Source organism: Streptomyces sp. NPDC052396 (assembly GCF_044593195.1).
Lineage (GTDB): Bacteria > Actinomycetota > Actinomycetes > Streptomycetales > Streptomycetaceae > Streptomyces.
The window spans coordinates 1-16950 of the sequence record NZ_JBIUAW010000026.1 but is presented as its reverse complement, the minus strand read 5'-3'; the positions used below and the strand labels follow the sequence as shown (position 1 = coordinate 16950).

The following is a 16950-nucleotide window of genomic DNA, read 5'->3' as shown; positions in this document are numbered from 1 at the left end:
GCCGCCGGCTAGGTCGGGATCCTCAGCGGTGCACCGTCGGGAGCCGGCGGGTCAGGCGGTGGCCGCGCCGCCGAAGCGCAGCGGCAGGATGTCCGGGCCGGAGACGCCGGTCTCGGGGCGCCAGCTGATCGGACCGGTGATCCGCGGCGGGTCCAGCCGGGCGGTCAGCACCTGCAGGGCTTCGGCGATCTCCACCCGGGCCAGTGCCGCGCCCAGGCAGAAGTGGGCGCCGCCGCCGAAGGCCAGGGTGCCGGCCTCGCGTTTGACGGTGATGTCAAAGGCGTCACCGTCGGCGAACACCCTGGGGTCGCGCTGCGCGGAGTGCGCGCACAGCCACACCGGGGTGCCGGCCGGGATGTGCAGGCCGTTCATCTCGAAGTCCTCGGCGGCGGACTTGGTGGCCACCACGGTGGTGGTGGGGGCCCAGCGCAGTACCTCCTCCACCGCCTGCGGGGCCAGCTCGGGTTGTTCCCTCAGCAGGGTCCACTGCTCGGGGTGGGCGGCGAACGCCACCATGGCGTGGCCGAGTTGGTGGCTGGTGGTCTGGAATCCGGCGACCAGCAGGGTGGCGACCAGGGTGCGCAGTTCCTCCTCGTCCAGGGCGTCGTCCCGTTCCTGGGCGCGCAGGATGTCGGAGAGCAGGTCGTCACCGGGGTTGGCGCGCAGCTTGGGGAAGACGGTCTCGAAGTAGGCGTACATCCCGGACAGCGCCTCTTCCACCCGGGAAACCAGGCTGAGGTCGCCCAGCGCCGCCACCAGGTTGGTCTCCTTGCACCAGTGGCCGACGGTGTCCTGGTCCTGCTGTGGGAAGCCCAGCAGTTCGCACACCACGGCCGCGGGCAGCGGGTCGGCGAAGGCGGCCACGAAGTCGCAGTCGCCGGCGGCGGCCAGCCGGTCGGCCAGTTGCTCGGCGGTGGCCCGGATGAACGGGCGCAGCGCGGTGATCCGGCGGGAGGTGAACGCATGGGTGACCAGCCCGCGCAGCCGGCGGTGGTCGGGGCCCTCCAGGCTCTGCATAAAGTCGCGCATGAACTCGCGGACGATTCCGCTGGGCGGCCCGACCAGGTCCACCACATCGCGGAAGCCGGAGACCAGCCGGGGGTCCCGGGAGAGGCTGTGGGCCTCGGCGTACCTCAGCACCAGGAGTCCCATGGGGGTTTGGGCGATCCAGGACTTCTCCCTGGCCTCGGCCACCTCGGGTGCGTCCCAGGCGAACCCGGGCGAGATGATGTCCAGAAACGGCAGGTCCTGCCAAGGGGACTGGCTCTGTATGGCGGTAGACATTCGCGGTCCTTCGCTTCCTGGGTGCGGTGTGCCGTGCTGCCGCACCGCATTGTGATCAGTGGGACTTGGCGCCTTCTTGGACCCGACTGGGACCGGCGGATTCGCCGGCGGTGGCCAGCAGGGTGTGGGCCCGCAGCAACGCCCGTCCCTTGAGGACCACTTCGTCGAATTCGTCGTCCGGGTCGGAGTCCAGGACGATGGCGCCGCCGGCGCCGATGACGGTGCCGGCGGGGGTGGTCACCGCGGTGCGGATGACGATGTTGAGGTCGGTGCCGCCGCAGAGTCCGAAGTAGCCGATGGTGCCCGAGTAGATGCCGCGGGCGTCCTGCTCCAGGCGGTCGATGATGGCCATGGTCCGCAGCTTGGGGGCGCCGGTCATGGAGCCGCCGGGAAAGCAGGCCCGTACACAGGCGACCGGGTCCACATCGCGGCGCAGCCGGCCCCGGACGGTGGTGACCAGCTGGTGCACGGTGGCATAGGACTCGGTGACCATATAGGCGGGCACCTCGACGGATCCCACCTCGCAGACCCGGCCGAGGTCATTGCGGAGCAGGTCGACGATCATCAGGTTCTCGGCCCGGGTCTTGGCCGAGGCGGTCAGGGAGTCGCGCAGGGCCCGGTCGGTGGCCGGGTCCTCGCCCCGGGGCGCGGTGCCCTTGATGGGTTTGCTCTCCACGGTGCCGTCCTGGTCGATGCGCAGAAAGCGTTCCGGGGAGGAGCACACCACGGCCGTCTCGCCCAGGCGCAGAAAGGCGGCGTAGGGCGCGGGGTTGAGCTCGCGCAGCAGCAGGTGGAAGGCGAGCGGGTCGTGCAGGGCGGGCAGGCGTATTCGGTTGGTCAGGCAGATCTCATAGCTCTCGCCGTTGCGCAGTTCCTCCAGGCAGTCCTCGATGTCCCGGCCGTACTCGGCGCGGGCCCGGTCCAGGGTCTCCTGCCGGGCAAGCGCCTGGGCGGCCTGGGCGGGCGGGCGGGCCGGGGCGGGGCCGGGCAGGGCGCGGGCGCGCCGGGCGGTCTCCGCCACCCAGGCGCGGGCCTGTTCGGTCTCGGCTGCTCCGGTGGTGCTCAGGGCCAGCACATAGGTCCGGGCCTCCTGGTGGTCCACCACCACCAGGCGGTCGGCGAACATCCATACCGCGTCCGGGGTTTGGGCCCGGTGGACATTGGGGCTGCCGCATTCGGCCTTGAGCTCATAGCCGAAGTAGCCGACATAGCCGCCGTTGAGGTCGAAGGGCAGCTCCGGGGAGGTGAGCCGGCGGCCGCGCAGCCGCTCCTGAAGCACCTCGAACACGGTGCCGTCCTCGCGGTGTTCGCCGGCCCGGTCGCGGACCGCCACGGTGTGTTCCCCGGTGCGGTAGGTGAGGGTTTCGGCGAAGGGGCCGGAGTCGTCGCCGAGGAAGGAGAACCTGCCCCGGCCGGTGGCCGCGGTGCCGCTGTCCAGCCAGAAGGCGTGGTCGCGGTCGCCGAACAGGGTGGTGAACAGGGCCGTGGTGTCCACCGCGCGGTCGATGACCTCGACCACCGGCCGGAGTTCGGGGCCGGTGCCGGGGGTGTGCTCGCGCGGCGCCCAGCGGGCGGGTTCCGGGGGCGCGGCGGCGTAGTGGCGTCCGGTGAGTTCCGCGAAGTTGCGGATCAGCTGGGCGCCCCATTCGCTGGCGATGGACTCCGGGTGGAACTGCAGTCCCCAGCGCGGCAGTCGGCGGTGCCGCAGGGCCATCACGGTGCCGTCCTCGGCCCAGGCGGTGGCCTGGAGCTCCTCCGGCAAGGGTTCGCTGACCCGCAGCGAGTGGTAGCGCACCGCGGTGAAGTTCCGTGGCAGGCCGTCGAAGAGGTCCTGGCCGTTGTGGCGGACCCGGGTGAGGTGGCCGTGCCGGGGCGTTCCGCGTTCCACCCGCGCGCCGTGGTGGTGGGCGATGGCCTGGTGGCCCAGGCACACCCCGAGGATGGGGACTTCCTGCCAGCCTTCCAGGACCTGCCGGCACCAGCCGAGGTCGGCCGGGCGCTGGGGGCGGCCCGGGCCGGGTGAGATCACCACGCCGTCGAACAGCGCCGGGTCCAGGTCCGGCCAGGACGGGTCGTCATTGACCAGCACCGTGGGTTCCTTGCCGTACACCTGGGCCAGCAGCTGGAACAGGTTGTAGGTGTAGGAGTCGTAGTTGTCGATCAGCAGCACGCTCATCGGGGCGTCCTTATCCGTTTACTCGCCGGCCCTTACCCGCTGTCCCTTACTCGTCTGACTCGCCGAGCTGGTGGTCGATGAAGTCCAGGACTTCCTCCAGGGAGGCCGAGTGGAGCTGTTCGATGACCTGGTCTCCCGCGGCGGTGTCCGGCCGGGCCGGTGCGCCGGGGGCCGGGTCCGGCAAGAGCAGGGTGCGCAGGTGCCGGCCGAGCGCGGCGGGGTTGGGGTGGTCGAAGACCAGGGTGGCGGGCAGGCGCAGGCCGGTGGCGCCGTTGAGCCGGTTGCGCAGTTGCAGGGCGCGCAGTGAGTCGAATCCGATGTCGGCGAAGGGGCGCCGCTCGCCCACGGTCCGCGGGTCGTCATAGCCCAGCACGGCCGCCACATGGGTGCGGACCACGCCGAGCAGCAGGTCCTCGCGTTCGGCCTCCGGCACCCCGGCCAGGCGGGCGGCCAGCGAGTCACCGCCGGGCTCGGCCTCGGTGGTGGTGGGGGTGGCGCGGCGGACGGGGGTACGGGCCACCAGTCCGCGCAGCAGGGCCGGGACGTCCTCGCTGCCGGCGCCGCCGAGTACGGCGGTGTCCAGGCTCAGCGGATAGACCACCGGGTGGTCGCCGGCCAGGGCGAGGTCGAACAGGGCGAGTCCCTGTTCGTCGGCGAGCGGCCGGATGCCGGAGCGGGCGATCCGCCGGGTGTCGGTCTCGTTGAGGCCGCCGGTCAGGGCGGACCGGGTGGCCCACAGCCCCCAGCCCAGGGACACTCCCGGCAGGCCGGCGCCCCGGCGCTGTTCCAGCAGCGCGTCCACAAAGGCGTTGGCCGCCGCGTAACCGGCCTGCCCGGCCGTCCCCAGGACGCCGGCCGCCGAGGAGAAGACCACCAGCGGGACCCGGGTGCCGGCCGTCAGCCGGTGCAGGTGCCAGGCGGCGTCCGCCTTGGGGCGCAGCACCCGGTCCAGGCGCTGGGGAGTCTGAGAGGTCAGCACTCCGTCCTCCAGCACGCCGGCCAGGTGGACCACGGCCGTCAGCGGATGCTCCCCGGGGATGGCCGCCAGGGTCCGTTCCAGCGCGTCGCGGTCCGCGGCATCGGCCTGCGTTACCTGGATCTCGGCGCCCTGGGCGCGCAACTCCCCGAGGAACGCGGCTGCTTCGGGACCCTGCTCGCCGGACCGGGACAGGATCACCAGCCGCCGGATCCCCTGTGCGGCCACCAGGTGCCGCACCACCAGCCGGCCCAGGGTGCCCAGGCCACCGGTGACCAGGACCGTGCCGTCGGTGCGCCAGGCCGTTTCGCCGGACGCGGCCGGGCCGGCCACCCGGGTGAGGCGGGGTTCCAGCAGGGCGCCGTCGCGCACCGCGAGCTGGGCCCGGCCGTCGGCCACCGCGGCGGCCAGGGCGGACCGGGACCGGTCGGCGTCGTCGGTGTCCACCAGGGTGATGCGGTCCGGGTATTCCGACTGGGCCGACCGCACCAGGCCCCATACCGCCGCCAGGGCGGGATCGGGCAGGGCGCCGGGGGTGGCGGCAACCGCGCCCCGGGTGAGCACCACCAGGCGGGATCCGGCCAGCCGTTCGTCGGTGGCCCAGCTCTGGACGGCGGCCAGGGTCCGGTGCACGGCCCGGTGGGCGGCGGTGAGCGGGTCGGCGTCGCCGTCCATGGCCGGCTGGGCCAGCACGATGATGTCGGGGGCGGCACCACCGGCGTCCAACTCGGCGCACAGGGCTGCCGGATCGGGGTAACGCACGCCGTCCGACGGCGCCTCGGCGCCGATCCAGGCCCAGCGCTCCAGGGCGGGCCCGGCTGCCGGGTCGTGCCGGGCCGGCCGCCATTCCAGACGGAGCAGCGTGGTGCCGGCCGAGGCGGCGGCCCGGTGCAGGGCCTCGGCGGTGACCGGGCGCATGCCCAGGGTGCCGATGGAGACGACCGGGCGGCCCTGGGGGTCGGTGGCGGTGAGCGAGAGCGACCGTGGTCCGGTGAGGGTCAGGGTGGCCCTGAGCCGGGTGGCGCCGGTGGTGTGCAGCTGGACACCGCTGAAGGAGAACGGCAGCCGGGTGGCGGGCTCCACGGCGTCCGGGCCGGGCAGTTGGGCCAGGGCCGCGGCGTGCAGGGCGGCGTCGAACAGGGCAGGGTGCAGGCCGTAGCCGGCGGACCGGCCGGCGTCTTCGGGGAGTTCGGCCTCCAGGTGGAGTTGGTCGGCCAGGCGCCAGCAGCGCCGCAGGCCCTGGAAGGCGGCGCCGTAGTGCAGTCCGGTCTTGGCCAACTGCCGGTAGCAGTCCTGGAGTTCCATCTCCTGGGCGCCGATGGGCGGCCAGGGCCCCGGCTCGTCCTGGGGCGGGTGGCCGCCGGGTGCCAGGGTGCCGCCGGCGTGCCGGGTCCAGGGCTCGTCGGCGCCGGCGTCACCGGGGCGGGAGTACAGGGCGAGGGCGCGCCGCCCGGTCCCGTCCGGTCCGCCCAGGCTCAACTGGAGCCGGACACCGCCCTGTTCGGGCAGGATCAGCGGGGCCTCCAGGACGAGTTCCTCCAGCAGGGTGCAGCCCGTCCGCTCGCCGGCCTGGAGGGCCATTTCCACCAGCGCGGTGCCGGGGACGACCAGGACGTCGGCGACGGCGTGGTCGGCCAGCCAGGGGTGGGTCCGTGCGGAGAGCGTTCCGGTGAAGAGCGTGGTGCCGGTGCCGTCCGCCAGCGGGACGGCGGCGCCCAGCAGGGGGTGGTCCAGGCCGTCCAGGCCGGCCGCGGTGACATCCGCGGCGGGTTCGGCGGCGTCCTCCAGCCAGAAGCGGCGCCGTTGGAAGGCATAGGTGGGCAGGTCCGCCGGACGGGGATCGGCGTGGGCGAAGGCCGGCGACCAGTCGACGGCGACGCCGTGCACATGGGCCTCGGCGAGTGCGGCCAGCAGCCGGGCGGGGCCGCCCTCGTTGCGCCGCAGGGACTCCACGGTCAGTACGTCATCGGCGCCGGCCTCTTCGGCGGTCTCCTGGATGCCGACGGTGAGCACGGGGTGCGGGCTCATCTCCAGGAAGGTGGGGTGGCCGTCGGCCAGCAGCCGGCGGACGGTGCGGTCGAACTGGACGGTGTCCCGCAGGTTCCGCACCCAGTACCCGGCGTCCAGGGCCGTGGTGTCCAGGGGTTCGCCGCCGACCGTGGAGTAGAACGGCACGGTGGCCGGGCGGGGCCGGATGCCGGACAGCTCCGCCGCTATGGTCGCGCGTATCTCCTCCACCTGGGGCGAGTGCGAGGCGTAGTCCACCGGTATGCGCCGGGCGCGCACCCCTTCGGCCTCGAAGGCGGCCATGGCCTGCTCAAGCGCCCCGGGATCGCCGGAAATGACCACCGAGCGCGGTCCGTTGACCGCCGCGACGGACACCGCGCCGCCCCAGGGCTCCAGGGTGCGCAGCACTCGCTCGGCGGGCGCGGCGACGGAGACCATGCCGCCCCGCCCGGACAGCGCCCGCAGGGCCCGGCTGCGCAGGGCCACCACCCGGGCCGCGTCGTCCAGGGTGAGGGCGCCCGCCACCTGGGCCGCCGCGATCTCGCCCTGGGAGTGTCCGACGACCGCGGACGGCTCCACGCCGAAGGACCGCCACAGGGCGGCCAGCGAGACCATCACCGCGAACAGGGCGGGCTGCACCACATCGACACGGTCCAGGGTGGGGGCGCCGGACTCGCCGCGCAGCACCTTGGTCAGCGACCAGTCCATATGCGGGGCCAGGCTCTGGGCGCAGTCCTCGATGGACTTCCGGAACACCGGGGAGGTGCGCATCAACTCGGCGGCCATGCCCGGCCATTGGGGTCCCTGGCCGGGGAAGACAAAGACCAGGCGGTCGCGGGCCGCGGCCACCGCCCGGGCCGTCCGCGGCCCCTGTTCGCCCTCGGCGAGGGCCGTAAGGCCGGCGATGGCCTCGGTGCGGTCGGCGGCCACCACCACGGCCCGGTCGGCCAGCCGGGCCCGGGTTCCGGCCAGCGAGTGGGCCAGGTCGGCGTCCGGGATGCCGGGGTTGGTGCGCAGGTGGTCGGCCAGCCGTCGGGCCTGGGCCCGCAGGCCGGCCGCACCGTGGCCGGACACCAGCCAGGGCAGCGGCCGGTCCTCACGGTGGTCGCCGTCTTCGCCCGCCGCCGGTACCGCGCGCGGACGGTCGGGTTCCGGCGGGGCCTGCTCCAGGATGATGTGGGCGTTGGTGCCGCCCACGCCGAAGGAGGAGACCGCCGCCCGGCGCGGCCGGCCGTCCGCCGGCCAGGGCCTGGCCTCGGTGAGCAGCTCCACCGCGCCGGAGGACCAGTCCACATGCGGGGTGGGCTCGGTGATGTGCAGGCTGCGCGGCAGCGTCCGGTGCCGCATCGCCATCACCATCTTGATCACGCCGGCCGCGCCGGCCGCGGCCTGGGTGTGGCCGATGTTGGACTTCAGCGAGCCCAGCCACAGCGGTCGTCCGGCGGGCCGGTCCTGGCCGTAGGTGGCCAGCAGGGCCTGGGCCTCGATGGGGTCGCCCAGCCGGGTCCCGGCGCCATGGGCGTCCACACAGTCCACATCCGCCGTGGTCAGTCCGGCGTGCCGGAGGGCCTGCCGGATCACCCGCTGCTGGGCCGGTCCATTGGGCGCGGTCAGGCCGTTGGAGGCCCCGTCCTGGTTGACCGCCGAGCCCCGGAGCACGGCCAGTACCCGGTGGCCGTGGCGCCGCGCGTCGGACAGCCGCTCCAGCAGCAGCACGCCCACCCCCTCCGACCAGCTGCTGCCGGCCGCGTCCGCGGAGAAGGACCGGCACCGCCCGTCCGGGGCGAGTCCACGCTGCCGGCTGAACTCGATATAGCCCCAGGGGGTGGCCATCACGGTGGCGCCGCCGGCCACGGCCAGGGTGCACTCGCCCTTGCGCAGCGACTGGGCGGCCAGGTGCATGGCCACCAGGGAGGAGGAGCAGGCGGTGTCCACGGTGACGGCGGGGCCCTCGAAGCCGAAGGCGTAGGCCAGGCGGCCGGAGGCCACGCTGGGCATGCTGCCCACCACCCGGTAGCCCTCGGCGCTGGGCGGCACCTGCCGGATGCGGGCGCCGTACTCGCTGTACATCAGGCCGACGAACACTCCGGTGCGGCTGCCGCGCAGCGAGGCCGGGTCGATCCTGGCTCCCTCGACCGTCTCCCAGGTGGTCTCCAGCAGCAGCCGGTGCTGGGGGTCGATGGTCACCGCCTCGCCGGGGCTGATGGCGAAGAAGTCGGCGTCGAAGTCGGCGGCGTCATAGAGGAAGCCGGCGTGCCGGGTGACGGTGGTGCCCACATGGTCGGGGTCCGGATGGTGTTCGACCGTCCAGCCGCGGTCCCGGGGGAACTCGGAGATGGCGTCCGTCTCGGTGTGCACCAGTTGCCACAGGTCGTCCGGGGAACGGACATCTCCGGGCAGCCGGCAGCCCATGCCCACGATGGCGATGGGTTCCTCGGCCGGTTCCGCCGGTTCCGCCGCCCGCTCCCCCGGCCCGCCCAGCAGCAGTGCGCTCAGGTGCCCGGCCAGGGCCTGGGGCGTGGGGTAGTCGAAGACCACGGTGGTGGGCAGGGTGATGCCGGTGGCCTCGCCCAGCCGCTCCCGCAGCCGTCCGGCGGCCCGCCCGCGCACGCCCTGCTCGCCGAAGGCCCGGCCGGGGTCGAGCGGCGGCCGGCCGGACGGGTCCAGGGCGGCGGCCTCGGTGCGGATCAGATCCAGCAGCAGACGGTGCCGTTCGGTCTCCGTGGCGGCCGCCAGCCGCCCTCGCAGCGCCCGGTCGCGTGCCTGGTTGAGCTCCATCTCGGTGTCCTTCTCGGTGTCTTTCCCGGCGTCTTTCGCGGTGTCCTTCATCGGCCGGCCATCGCATGGTCCGCGACCGGCTCGGTGGGGTCGATGCTGTGCAGGATCCGGCTGGTCCGGGTCACCAGTGCGCCGAACTCCTCGGGGGTGATGGCCTGTTGGCCGTCGCACAGCGCGCCGTGCGCGTCCTGGTGGACGTCGACCATCACCCCGTCGGCTCCGGCCACCGCGGCGGCCGCGGCCAGCGGGGCCACCAGGTCGGCGCGCCCGCAGGCATGGCTGGGGTCGACCAGCACCGGCAGGTGGCTGAGCCGTTTCACCAGGGACACCGCGCTGATGTCCAGGGTGAACCGGGTGGCGCTCTCAAAGGTCCGCACGCCGCGCTCGCAGAGCAGCACCTGGGAGTTGCCGGCCGCCAGCAGATACTCGGCGCTGTGCAGCCACTCCTGGACGGTGCAGCCGAAGCCCCGCTTGAGCAGGACCGGACGGCCGGTCAGCGCCACCTCGCGCAGCAGGGCGAAGTTCTGTGCGTTACGGGCGCCGATCTGCAGCACCTGGGCCACTTCGGCCACCGCCTCCACCTGGGCCGAGTCCACGACCTCGGTGACCACCGGCAGCCCGGTGGCGGCGGATGCCTCCGCCAGCAGCCGCAGCCCCTCCTGCCCCAGCCCCTGGAAGGCATAGGGCGAGGTGCGGGGTTTGAAGGCGCCGCCCCGCAGCAGCTGGGCGCCGTGGGCGCGTACCTCCCCGGCCACGGCCGTCAGTTGGGCCTGGCTCTCCACGGCACAGGGGCCGGCGATCCAGGTGAAGCGTCCACCGCCCACGGTCCAGTCCTCGGACACCTGGACGGCGGTGGGCTCGCCGACGGCCGCCAGGCTGCCCAGTGGCGGTGACTCGGCGCTGTCGACGACCGACTCGACGGCCCGGGTGGCGCGCAGCACGGTGAGGAACCGCTCGCCCTCCGGCGAGGCCGCGGCGAGGTCGGGGAAGGTGACCAGGGTGCGGTGGCCGACCCGGCAGCGGAACGACCGGTGCCCCCGGTGCCGCCAGCCGGCGGCCAGCCGGCTCTGCTCATCGATCAGCACATCGGGGCGGAAGCGGGCGACGATCATCAGGCACCTTTCTGCGGCTGATCGGCTTGGAGTCAGGTCGGCTTGGGCCCGTCGGGCACCACGGCCGCCGTTCTCAATGGGTGTTGCGGCTCATCGGGTGTGCTGGCTCATCCGGCGTTCCGGCTCATCTGGTGTTCCGGCTCATCCGGCGTTCCGGCTCATCTGGTGTTCCGGCTCATCCGGTGTTCCGGCTCATCGGAGTGCTCCGGCCGCGGGCGACCACTCGGGCCGCTCGGGAAAGTCGAAGTCGACCTCATGGGTCAGTCCCAGTTGCTGGAGCATCCGCTGGGCGCCGGAGAAGTCACGTACCAGCCGTCGCCCCGAGGACGTGGCCCGCAGGTCGTCCACGATCTCGTCCGCGCCCTCGACGCCCGCGGTGACCAGCTCCAAGTGCAGCGTGGACAGGTCCTGTTCGGCGAATGCCTCCAGGGCCGGCGGCAGGCAGCGGATCACGGTCCGGCGCTGTGCGTCGTTCATCCGGGCATACAGCTGCCGGACCACCTCGACCACCACCGAGCCATGTGCCGTCTCATCCCTCAGGTGCAGGGTGGTGATCAGGGAGTGCATGGGCTGGATGGTGGTGTCCCGGGCCAGCAGGGCCAGCAGGGCGTTGATACAGGTCTCGGCCACCGCTCCCCAGACCAGCACGGCGACGTCCCGTTCCCACCGCTCGGGCATCTCCGCCAGGGTCCGGCGCAGCCGGCGGTAGGTGACCAGTTCGGGCTGTGCGGGGCGGCTGTGTACCTGGCGCAGTTCGCGGGCCCGGTCGATGGCCAGCATATGCATATAGGTGTGGAACCCCTCGTCGACCACGGCCTGTTGGACGCTCTGTCGCACCAGCAGGTCGTCGCTGCCCGGGAACACCCCGCGCATCACCAGGTCGAAGGCGGGCTCGGCGATGAGCTGTTCGGTGGCGATGACGCGCTCGTTGTAACCGATCCACAGGCCCGTCAGCACTCGCTGCCGCTGCTCGGGGGCGGCCGCGAGGAAGCGGGGGTGCTCGGCGAAGGGCACGATCTCCAGGGGGTAGTCCGGCACCGCGGGGTCGAACTCGGCCCGGTCCTGCACCATTTCGGCCCTGGAGGTGACCGCCGCCCGGCGTGGCCAGGCGTCCACCAGCCGGCGCAGGGTGGCGCCGCCGATGCCGGTCTCCTCGGCGCCGGTGCCGTCCTCCTGGGCCCATCCCCGGGCGGCCCAGGTGGTCACCCCGCCCGCCTCCGTGTCTCGCATCGTCTCTCCCGACCTCGTCCCTCGCCTCGTCCCGGCCCGTCGTCCATGGGCCCGTGCACGTGCGGTCGCATCGTCGCTGGCCGCTCTTGGCGGTTTCTTGGACGCGACTTGGCGGCGGGAGGACGAGGCTTCTGGATGCCGATCGGGGGTGACAGGATGGGCCGGGGCCACGGCGGCACGCCGGTCGGTTCGCCCCCTCTCCCGGTACTCCAGTCGGAGGGCTCAGCATGCTCGTTCCGCTCACCATGGCCGACTTCCTCGACCGCGCCGAGGCAACCGCCGCCGACCGTACGGCGATTGTCGACGAGCCGGGCGGGCTGGCCACCACCACCTACGGGGAGTTGCTCCGGCGCATACGGGCCTGGCAGGCCGGACTGGACGCGCTGGGGATAGGTGAGGGCGAACGGGTCGCCGTGGTCAGCCCCAACTCGGCCCGGCTGCTGGAACTGCTGTACGCGGTCCCGGCCGCCGGCCGGATCTGTGTACCGGTGAACTACCGGCTCACCCCGGAGGAGATCGGCCACATCCTGCGCCAGTGCGATGCCTCGGTGGTGTTCACCGATCCCGAAGTGGAGGCGGCACTGGGCTCGTTGGACGGCCCCAAGCGGTTTGTGCTCGGCGAGCAGACCGAGACCCAGGTGATGAGCTTTGACACCGCCCCCCGCCCCTGGTCGCGGCCGGACGAGAACGCGGTGGCCACCCTCAACTACACCTCCGGCACCTCGGCCCGCCCCAAGGGCGTCGCCCTGACCCACCGTGCCATCTGGCTCAACGCGATGACCTTCGGTGTGCACGCCCGGATCTGGGAGGGCGACGTGTATCTGCACACGCTGCCCGCCTTCCACTGCAATGGCTGGGGGGCGCCCTTCCTCCTCGCCGGGCTGGGCGCCAAGCAGGTGGTGCAGCGCCGGATCGACGGCACCGAGATCCTGCACCGGGTGCGGGAGCACGGGGTGACCCTGGCCTTTGGCGCGCCCGCCGTATGGGACTCGGTGCTTCAGGCGGCCCGGCGGTGGCCGGGCGAGATCCCCGGGCGCGGGCGGATGCGTGTGGTCTGCGCGGGGGCGCCGGTGCGCGAGGAGCTGGTGGAGCGGCTGGAGGACGAACTGGGCTGGGAGTTCCTCCAGGTCTACGGCCTGACCGAGACCACCCTGCTGACCTTCAACCGCCGGCTGCCCGGCACCCCCCGGAGCGGGCTGACCCGGGCGGGCGCCCCCGCCCTGGGGGTGCGGCTGCGCACCGGCCGGCAGGGCGAGGTGCTGGCCCGCTCCAATATGGTGCTGGACGGCTACTGGCGGGACGAACAGGCCAACTCCTCGGCCCTGGAGGATGGTTGGTTCCACACCGGCGATGTGGGCGCCTTTGACGGGGAGGGGAGGCTGACCCTGTTCGACCGGGTCAAGGACGTCATCGTCACCGGCGGGGAGAGCGTGTCCTCACTGGAGGTGGAGGACTGCCTGCTGAGCCACCCGGCGATCGAGGAGGTGGCCGTCATCGGGGTGCCGGACGAACGGTGGGGCGAGACCGTCAAGGCCTTGGTGGTGCCGGCCGCCGGAGCCGCCGTCTCCGAGGAGGAGGTCATCGCCCACTGCAAGGCACACTTGGCCCGTTACAAGGCGCCCACCTCGGTGGCCTTCCTGGACTCGCCCCTGCCGCGCACCAGCAACGGCAAGGTCCGCAAGAGTGTGCTCAGAGAGCCCTACTGGGCGGGCCAGGAGCGGCGGATCCACTGAGGTTCCACCCAGCCTCCCTGACTCCCTAGGGGAGAAGGTGACGATCACAAGCCGACAGCACGCTGTCCAGCAGCCCCGGGAAGAGTGCGTCCAGATCGTCCCGGCGCAGTGAGCTCATCTTGGCGGTCCCCCGGTACACCTGGCTGATCACTCCGCTCTCCCGCAGCACCCGGAAGTGGTGGGTGGTGGTGGACTTGCTGACCGGGAGGCCGAAGTCGGAACAGGACCGCTCGGCGGGGGGCTCGGCCAGGGTGTGCACGATCCTCAGCCGCTGCGGATCAGCGAGGGCGTGCAGCACCTCCTCCAGGCGGATCTCGCCACGGGAGGGGTGCTCCAGGGGCCGACCCGGCGTCGACGGCTGCGTCTTCACGACTGCTCCTCGGTGCGCGATGGGCGGTGAGTGATGGGTGACGTACGGAACATCCCCTTCATTCTACGAAGGCTGTCGTAGTTCGCCAATCGTCGTAGTACGCTGCCTGACGAACCAACGGGAACTCGTTCCGAACGGAGCCTGCCGTGAGCACCTTGTTCGAGCCGTACACCCTGCGCTCGCTGACCATCCCCAACCGCGTCTGGATGGCGCCGATGTGCCAGTACTCGGCGGGGACCGCCGGCCCGGCCACCGGTGTGGCCACCGACTGGCACTTCGCGCACTATGCCGCGCGGGCCACCGGCGGCACCGGCCTGATCCTCCTGGAGGCCACCGCGGTCAGCCCCGAGGGCCGGATCAGCCCGGGGGACCTGGGGATCTGGAACGACGACCAGGCCGCGGCCCTGGGCCGTATCGCCGCGTTCCTCAAGGAGCAGGGCACCGTGCCCGGCATCCAGATAGCCCACGCCGGCCGCAAGGCCTCCACCGAGCGGCCCTGGCAGGGCGGGCAGCCGCTGGCGCCCGCGGAGAGCTGGCAGACCCTCGCGCCCAGCCCGCTGCCCTTCGACGACGGCCACCCCCTCCCCCACCAGCTGAGCACGGCTCAAATCCAGGACGTGGTAGGGCAGTTCGCGGCCGCGGCGCGGCGGGCCCGGGCGGCGGGCTTTGAAGTGATCGAGGTGCACGGCGCCCATGGCTACCTGATCAACGAGTTCCTCTCTCCGCACAGCAACCACCGGACCGACGCCTATGGCGGTTCCTTCGAGGGCCGTATCCGCCTCGCCCTGGAGGTGGTGGACGCGGTGCGCGCCGAGTGGCCCGAGGAGCTGCCGGTGTTCTTCCGTCTCTCGGCCACCGACTGGCTGACCGAGAACCCCGAGGACGGACGCCAGGGCTGGACCGCTGACGACACCGTGCGCCTGGCCCGCGAGCTGCGCGCCCATGGGGTGGACCTGCTGGACGTCTCCACCGGGGGCAACGCTCCCCGGGCGGCCATCCCCGTCGGCCCCGGCTACCAGGTGACCTTCGCCCAGCGGGTCAGAGAGGAGACGGGCCTGCCGACCGCCGCGGTCGGCCTGATCACCGAGGCCCGGCAGGCCGAGAAGATCGTGGCCAATGGCCAGGCGGACGCGGTACTGCTGGGCCGCGAGCTGCTGCGCGACCCCTTCTGGGCGCGGCGCGCCGCCGCCGAACTGGGCGACCGGGCGACCATACCGCCCCAGTACGCCTGGGCCGTCTGACGGCGTCCGGCGCGGGCCGGCGGATCAGGCGATGCGGTGGCTCCACAGCGGCTCCACCTGGGACCACTCACGCTCCCAGGCGCGGTCCCGCCACCGGTCGAGGGTCACTCTGACGGTCACCAGCCGGGCGCCGAGCAGCAGCAGGCAGATCCCGCCGGCCACCCCGGCCCCGGTCACGCCGCCCTCGGTGTCCGTCTGGGAGGCACTGGGCGGCCGGTGGTGCGGCAGGCCGCGGGCATCGACCCAGACCCGGACCGTGGAGCCGGCCTTGGCGCCCTGGGGTACCTGGACCACCGCCGAGCGGGTGGTGTGACCGGGGGCGTCCCAGCGCACCGGGGCCTGGGTGGTCACGGTCTCCGCGCCGGGGGTCCGGTCGGCGACCACGGGGGCCGCGTCCGTCACCAGGGTCGCGGTGGCGGGGTGCCAGTCGCGTCCCTCGCGGCTCATCCCGGTCTCGACACCATGGGCGGCCATGGTGCCCGCGACCGGCGCGAGCACGGCCATCAGCAGCACGGTGGCCACCCGGATCCACCGCTCGGCGATGTCCGAGGGCCGCAGGAGCGGACTGCTACGCCATCTCCACCGTCCGGTCAGCGTGTCCATCACGGCTCACCTCACCCGCGTCGCACCTGTGCCGGGTATCTACCAGCGTCGCACGTCCCCGCTCCGACGGCCCCGCGAACTCAGCGCCGCACCCGGGGCATCCCCAGCCCGATCCAGGAGACGATCTCCCGCTGGATCTCGTTGTTGCCGCCCCCGAAGGTGAAGATCACCGCGCTGCGGTAGCCGCGCTCCAGTTCACCGTGCAGCACCGCCCCGGCCGAGCCCTCCTTCAGCGGGCCGGCCGCGGCCAGCACCTCCAGCAGCCGGCCGTAGGCGTCGCGCCGGGCCTCGGAGCCGTAGACCTTGACGGCCGAGGCGTCCTGCGGGGTGAGCGCGCCGCGCTGCAGGGCGTCCACCATGCGCCAGTTGAGCAGCTTCATGGCCTCCAGCCGCAGATGGGTACGGGCCAGCAGGCCACGTACCCAGCCCAGGTCGATCACCCGGCGGCCGTCGGCGGTCTTGGTGGCCGCCGCCCAGGCCCGTACCTCGCGCAGCGCCCGGATCGCCCCGGCGCCATGCGCGGCCAGGGTGACCCGTTCATGGTTGAGCTGGGTGGTGATCAGCCGCCAGCCCTCGTTCTCGGCGCCGACCCGATGGGTCACCGGGACCCGGACGTCCTGGTAGTAGCCGGCCGTGGTGTCATGCGAGGCGAGGGTGCGGATCGGGGTGCAGGAGTAGCCGGGGGCGGTGGTGGGCACCAGCAGGATGCTGATGCCCCTGTGCGGGGGCGCCGCGGGATCGGTGCGCACGGCCAGCCAGATCCAGTCGGCGGTGTCCCCGTTGGTGGTCCAGATCTTCTGCCCGTTGACCAGGTAGTGGTCGCCCTGGCGTTCCGCGCGGGTGGTCAGCGAGGCCAGGTCGGTGCCCGCGCCCGGCTCGCTGTAGCCGATGGCGACATCGATCTCCCCGCTGAGGATCCTGGGCAGGAAGTACGCCTTCTGTTCCTCGGTGCCGAAGCGCATCAGGGTGGGGCCGACCGTGTTCAGCGCCATCAGCGGCAGCGGCACCCCGGCCTGGGCGGCCTCGTCGAAGAAGATGAACTGTTCCATCGGGGTCAACCCGCCGCCCCCGTACTCCCGGGGCCAGCCCATGCCCAGCCGGCCGTCCGCGCCCATGCGGCGGATGGTGCGGCGGTAGAAGCGCTTCTGCTCGGCGGGGTCGGTGTGCCGGGCATAGGCGTTGTCGGGCACCAGGCCGGCGAAGTACGCCCGCAGCTCGGTGCGCAGCCGCTGTTGCTCGGGGGTGTGGTCGAGGTGCACTTGGCCCTCCAGGGTTCGTCCCGGCGACAACGGCGCACACGGTAGAACGCGTTACAGGAATACGGAAGGGCCGGGTGCGTTCCGCCGGACGCTGTTGGTTAATCCGGCTCCGGCGTGACGTCGGCCTTCAAGACCTGGTTGTGGTCTTGAAGGCCGACGTTGTCGTACGGGGAGGGTGTCG

At 73.0% G+C, this 16950-nt stretch carries 9 protein-coding genes and 1 pseudogene; 2 read left to right on the top strand and 8 right to left on the bottom strand.

Annotated features, from left to right (window positions below; all coding sequences use genetic code 11):
• Positions 1 to 51: 51 nt before the first annotated feature.
• The 5 genes and pseudogenes from ACIHFE_RS33605 to ACIHFE_RS33585 form a co-directional block, all read right to left on the bottom strand.
• Positions 52 to 1284: a cytochrome P450 gene (locus ACIHFE_RS33605; protein ID WP_400112731.1), complete on the bottom strand. Its 1233-nt coding sequence runs from the start codon at positions 1282 to 1284 to the stop codon at positions 52 to 54.
• Positions 1285 to 1339: 55 nt separating this feature from the next.
• The gene (gene pabB, locus ACIHFE_RS33600) at positions 1340 to 3460 is read right to left on the bottom strand and encodes an aminodeoxychorismate synthase component I (RefSeq protein ID WP_400112729.1); all 2121 of its coding nucleotides are present in this window, start codon (positions 3458 to 3460) and stop codon (positions 1340 to 1342) included.
• Positions 3461 to 3506: 46 nt separating this feature from the next.
• A pseudogene (locus ACIHFE_RS33595) lies at positions 3507 to 9272 on the bottom strand (type I polyketide synthase); the annotation flags it as partial.
• Positions 9269 to 10333, bottom strand: a complete 1065-nt coding sequence (gene aroF / locus ACIHFE_RS33590; protein WP_400112727.1) for a 3-deoxy-7-phosphoheptulonate synthase — start codon at positions 10331 to 10333, stop codon at positions 9269 to 9271. The pseudogene ACIHFE_RS33595 and the gene aroF, both read right to left, overlap by 4 nt.
• Positions 10334 to 10525: 192 nt before the next feature.
• Positions 10526 to 11563 (bottom strand): 4-aminobenzoate N-oxygenase, encoded by a 1038-nt coding sequence (locus ACIHFE_RS33585; protein ID WP_400112725.1) that lies wholly within the window; start codon positions 11561 to 11563, stop codon positions 10526 to 10528.
• A 227-nt stretch (positions 11564 to 11790) separates the two neighbouring features.
• On the opposite strand from ACIHFE_RS33585, the gene ACIHFE_RS33580 reads away from it, so the two are divergent.
• The gene (locus tag ACIHFE_RS33580; RefSeq protein ID WP_400112723.1) at positions 11791 to 13296 is read left to right on the top strand and encodes an AMP-binding protein; all 1506 of its coding nucleotides are present in this window, start codon (positions 11791 to 11793) and stop codon (positions 13294 to 13296) included.
• Positions 13297 to 13321: 25 nt separating this feature from the next.
• Here ACIHFE_RS33580 and ACIHFE_RS33575 read toward each other — a convergent pair whose 3' ends face one another.
• Positions 13322 to 13666 (bottom strand): ArsR/SmtB family transcription factor, encoded by a 345-nt coding sequence (locus ACIHFE_RS33575; protein ID WP_400112721.1) that lies wholly within the window; start codon positions 13664 to 13666, stop codon positions 13322 to 13324.
• Between the two features lie 146 nt (positions 13667 to 13812).
• On the opposite strand from ACIHFE_RS33575, the gene ACIHFE_RS33570 reads away from it, so the two are divergent.
• The gene (locus ACIHFE_RS33570; protein WP_400112719.1) at positions 13813 to 14907 is read left to right on the top strand and encodes an NADH:flavin oxidoreductase/NADH oxidase; all 1095 of its coding nucleotides are present in this window, start codon (positions 13813 to 13815) and stop codon (positions 14905 to 14907) included.
• A 24-nt stretch (positions 14908 to 14931) separates the two neighbouring features.
• On the opposite strand, the gene ACIHFE_RS33565 is transcribed toward ACIHFE_RS33570, so the two are convergent.
• Positions 14932 to 15510 carry a hypothetical protein gene (locus ACIHFE_RS33565; protein WP_400112718.1) on the bottom strand — a complete coding sequence of 193 codons (579 nt, stop codon included), beginning with the start codon at positions 15508 to 15510 and terminating at the stop codon, positions 14932 to 14934.
• Positions 15511 to 15590: 80 nt separating this feature from the next.
• Complete coding sequence (locus ACIHFE_RS33560) at positions 15591 to 16769, bottom strand: acyl-CoA dehydrogenase family protein (RefSeq protein WP_400112742.1); 1179 nt, start codon at positions 16767 to 16769, stop codon at positions 15591 to 15593.
• Positions 16770 to 16950 lie beyond the last annotated feature (181 nt).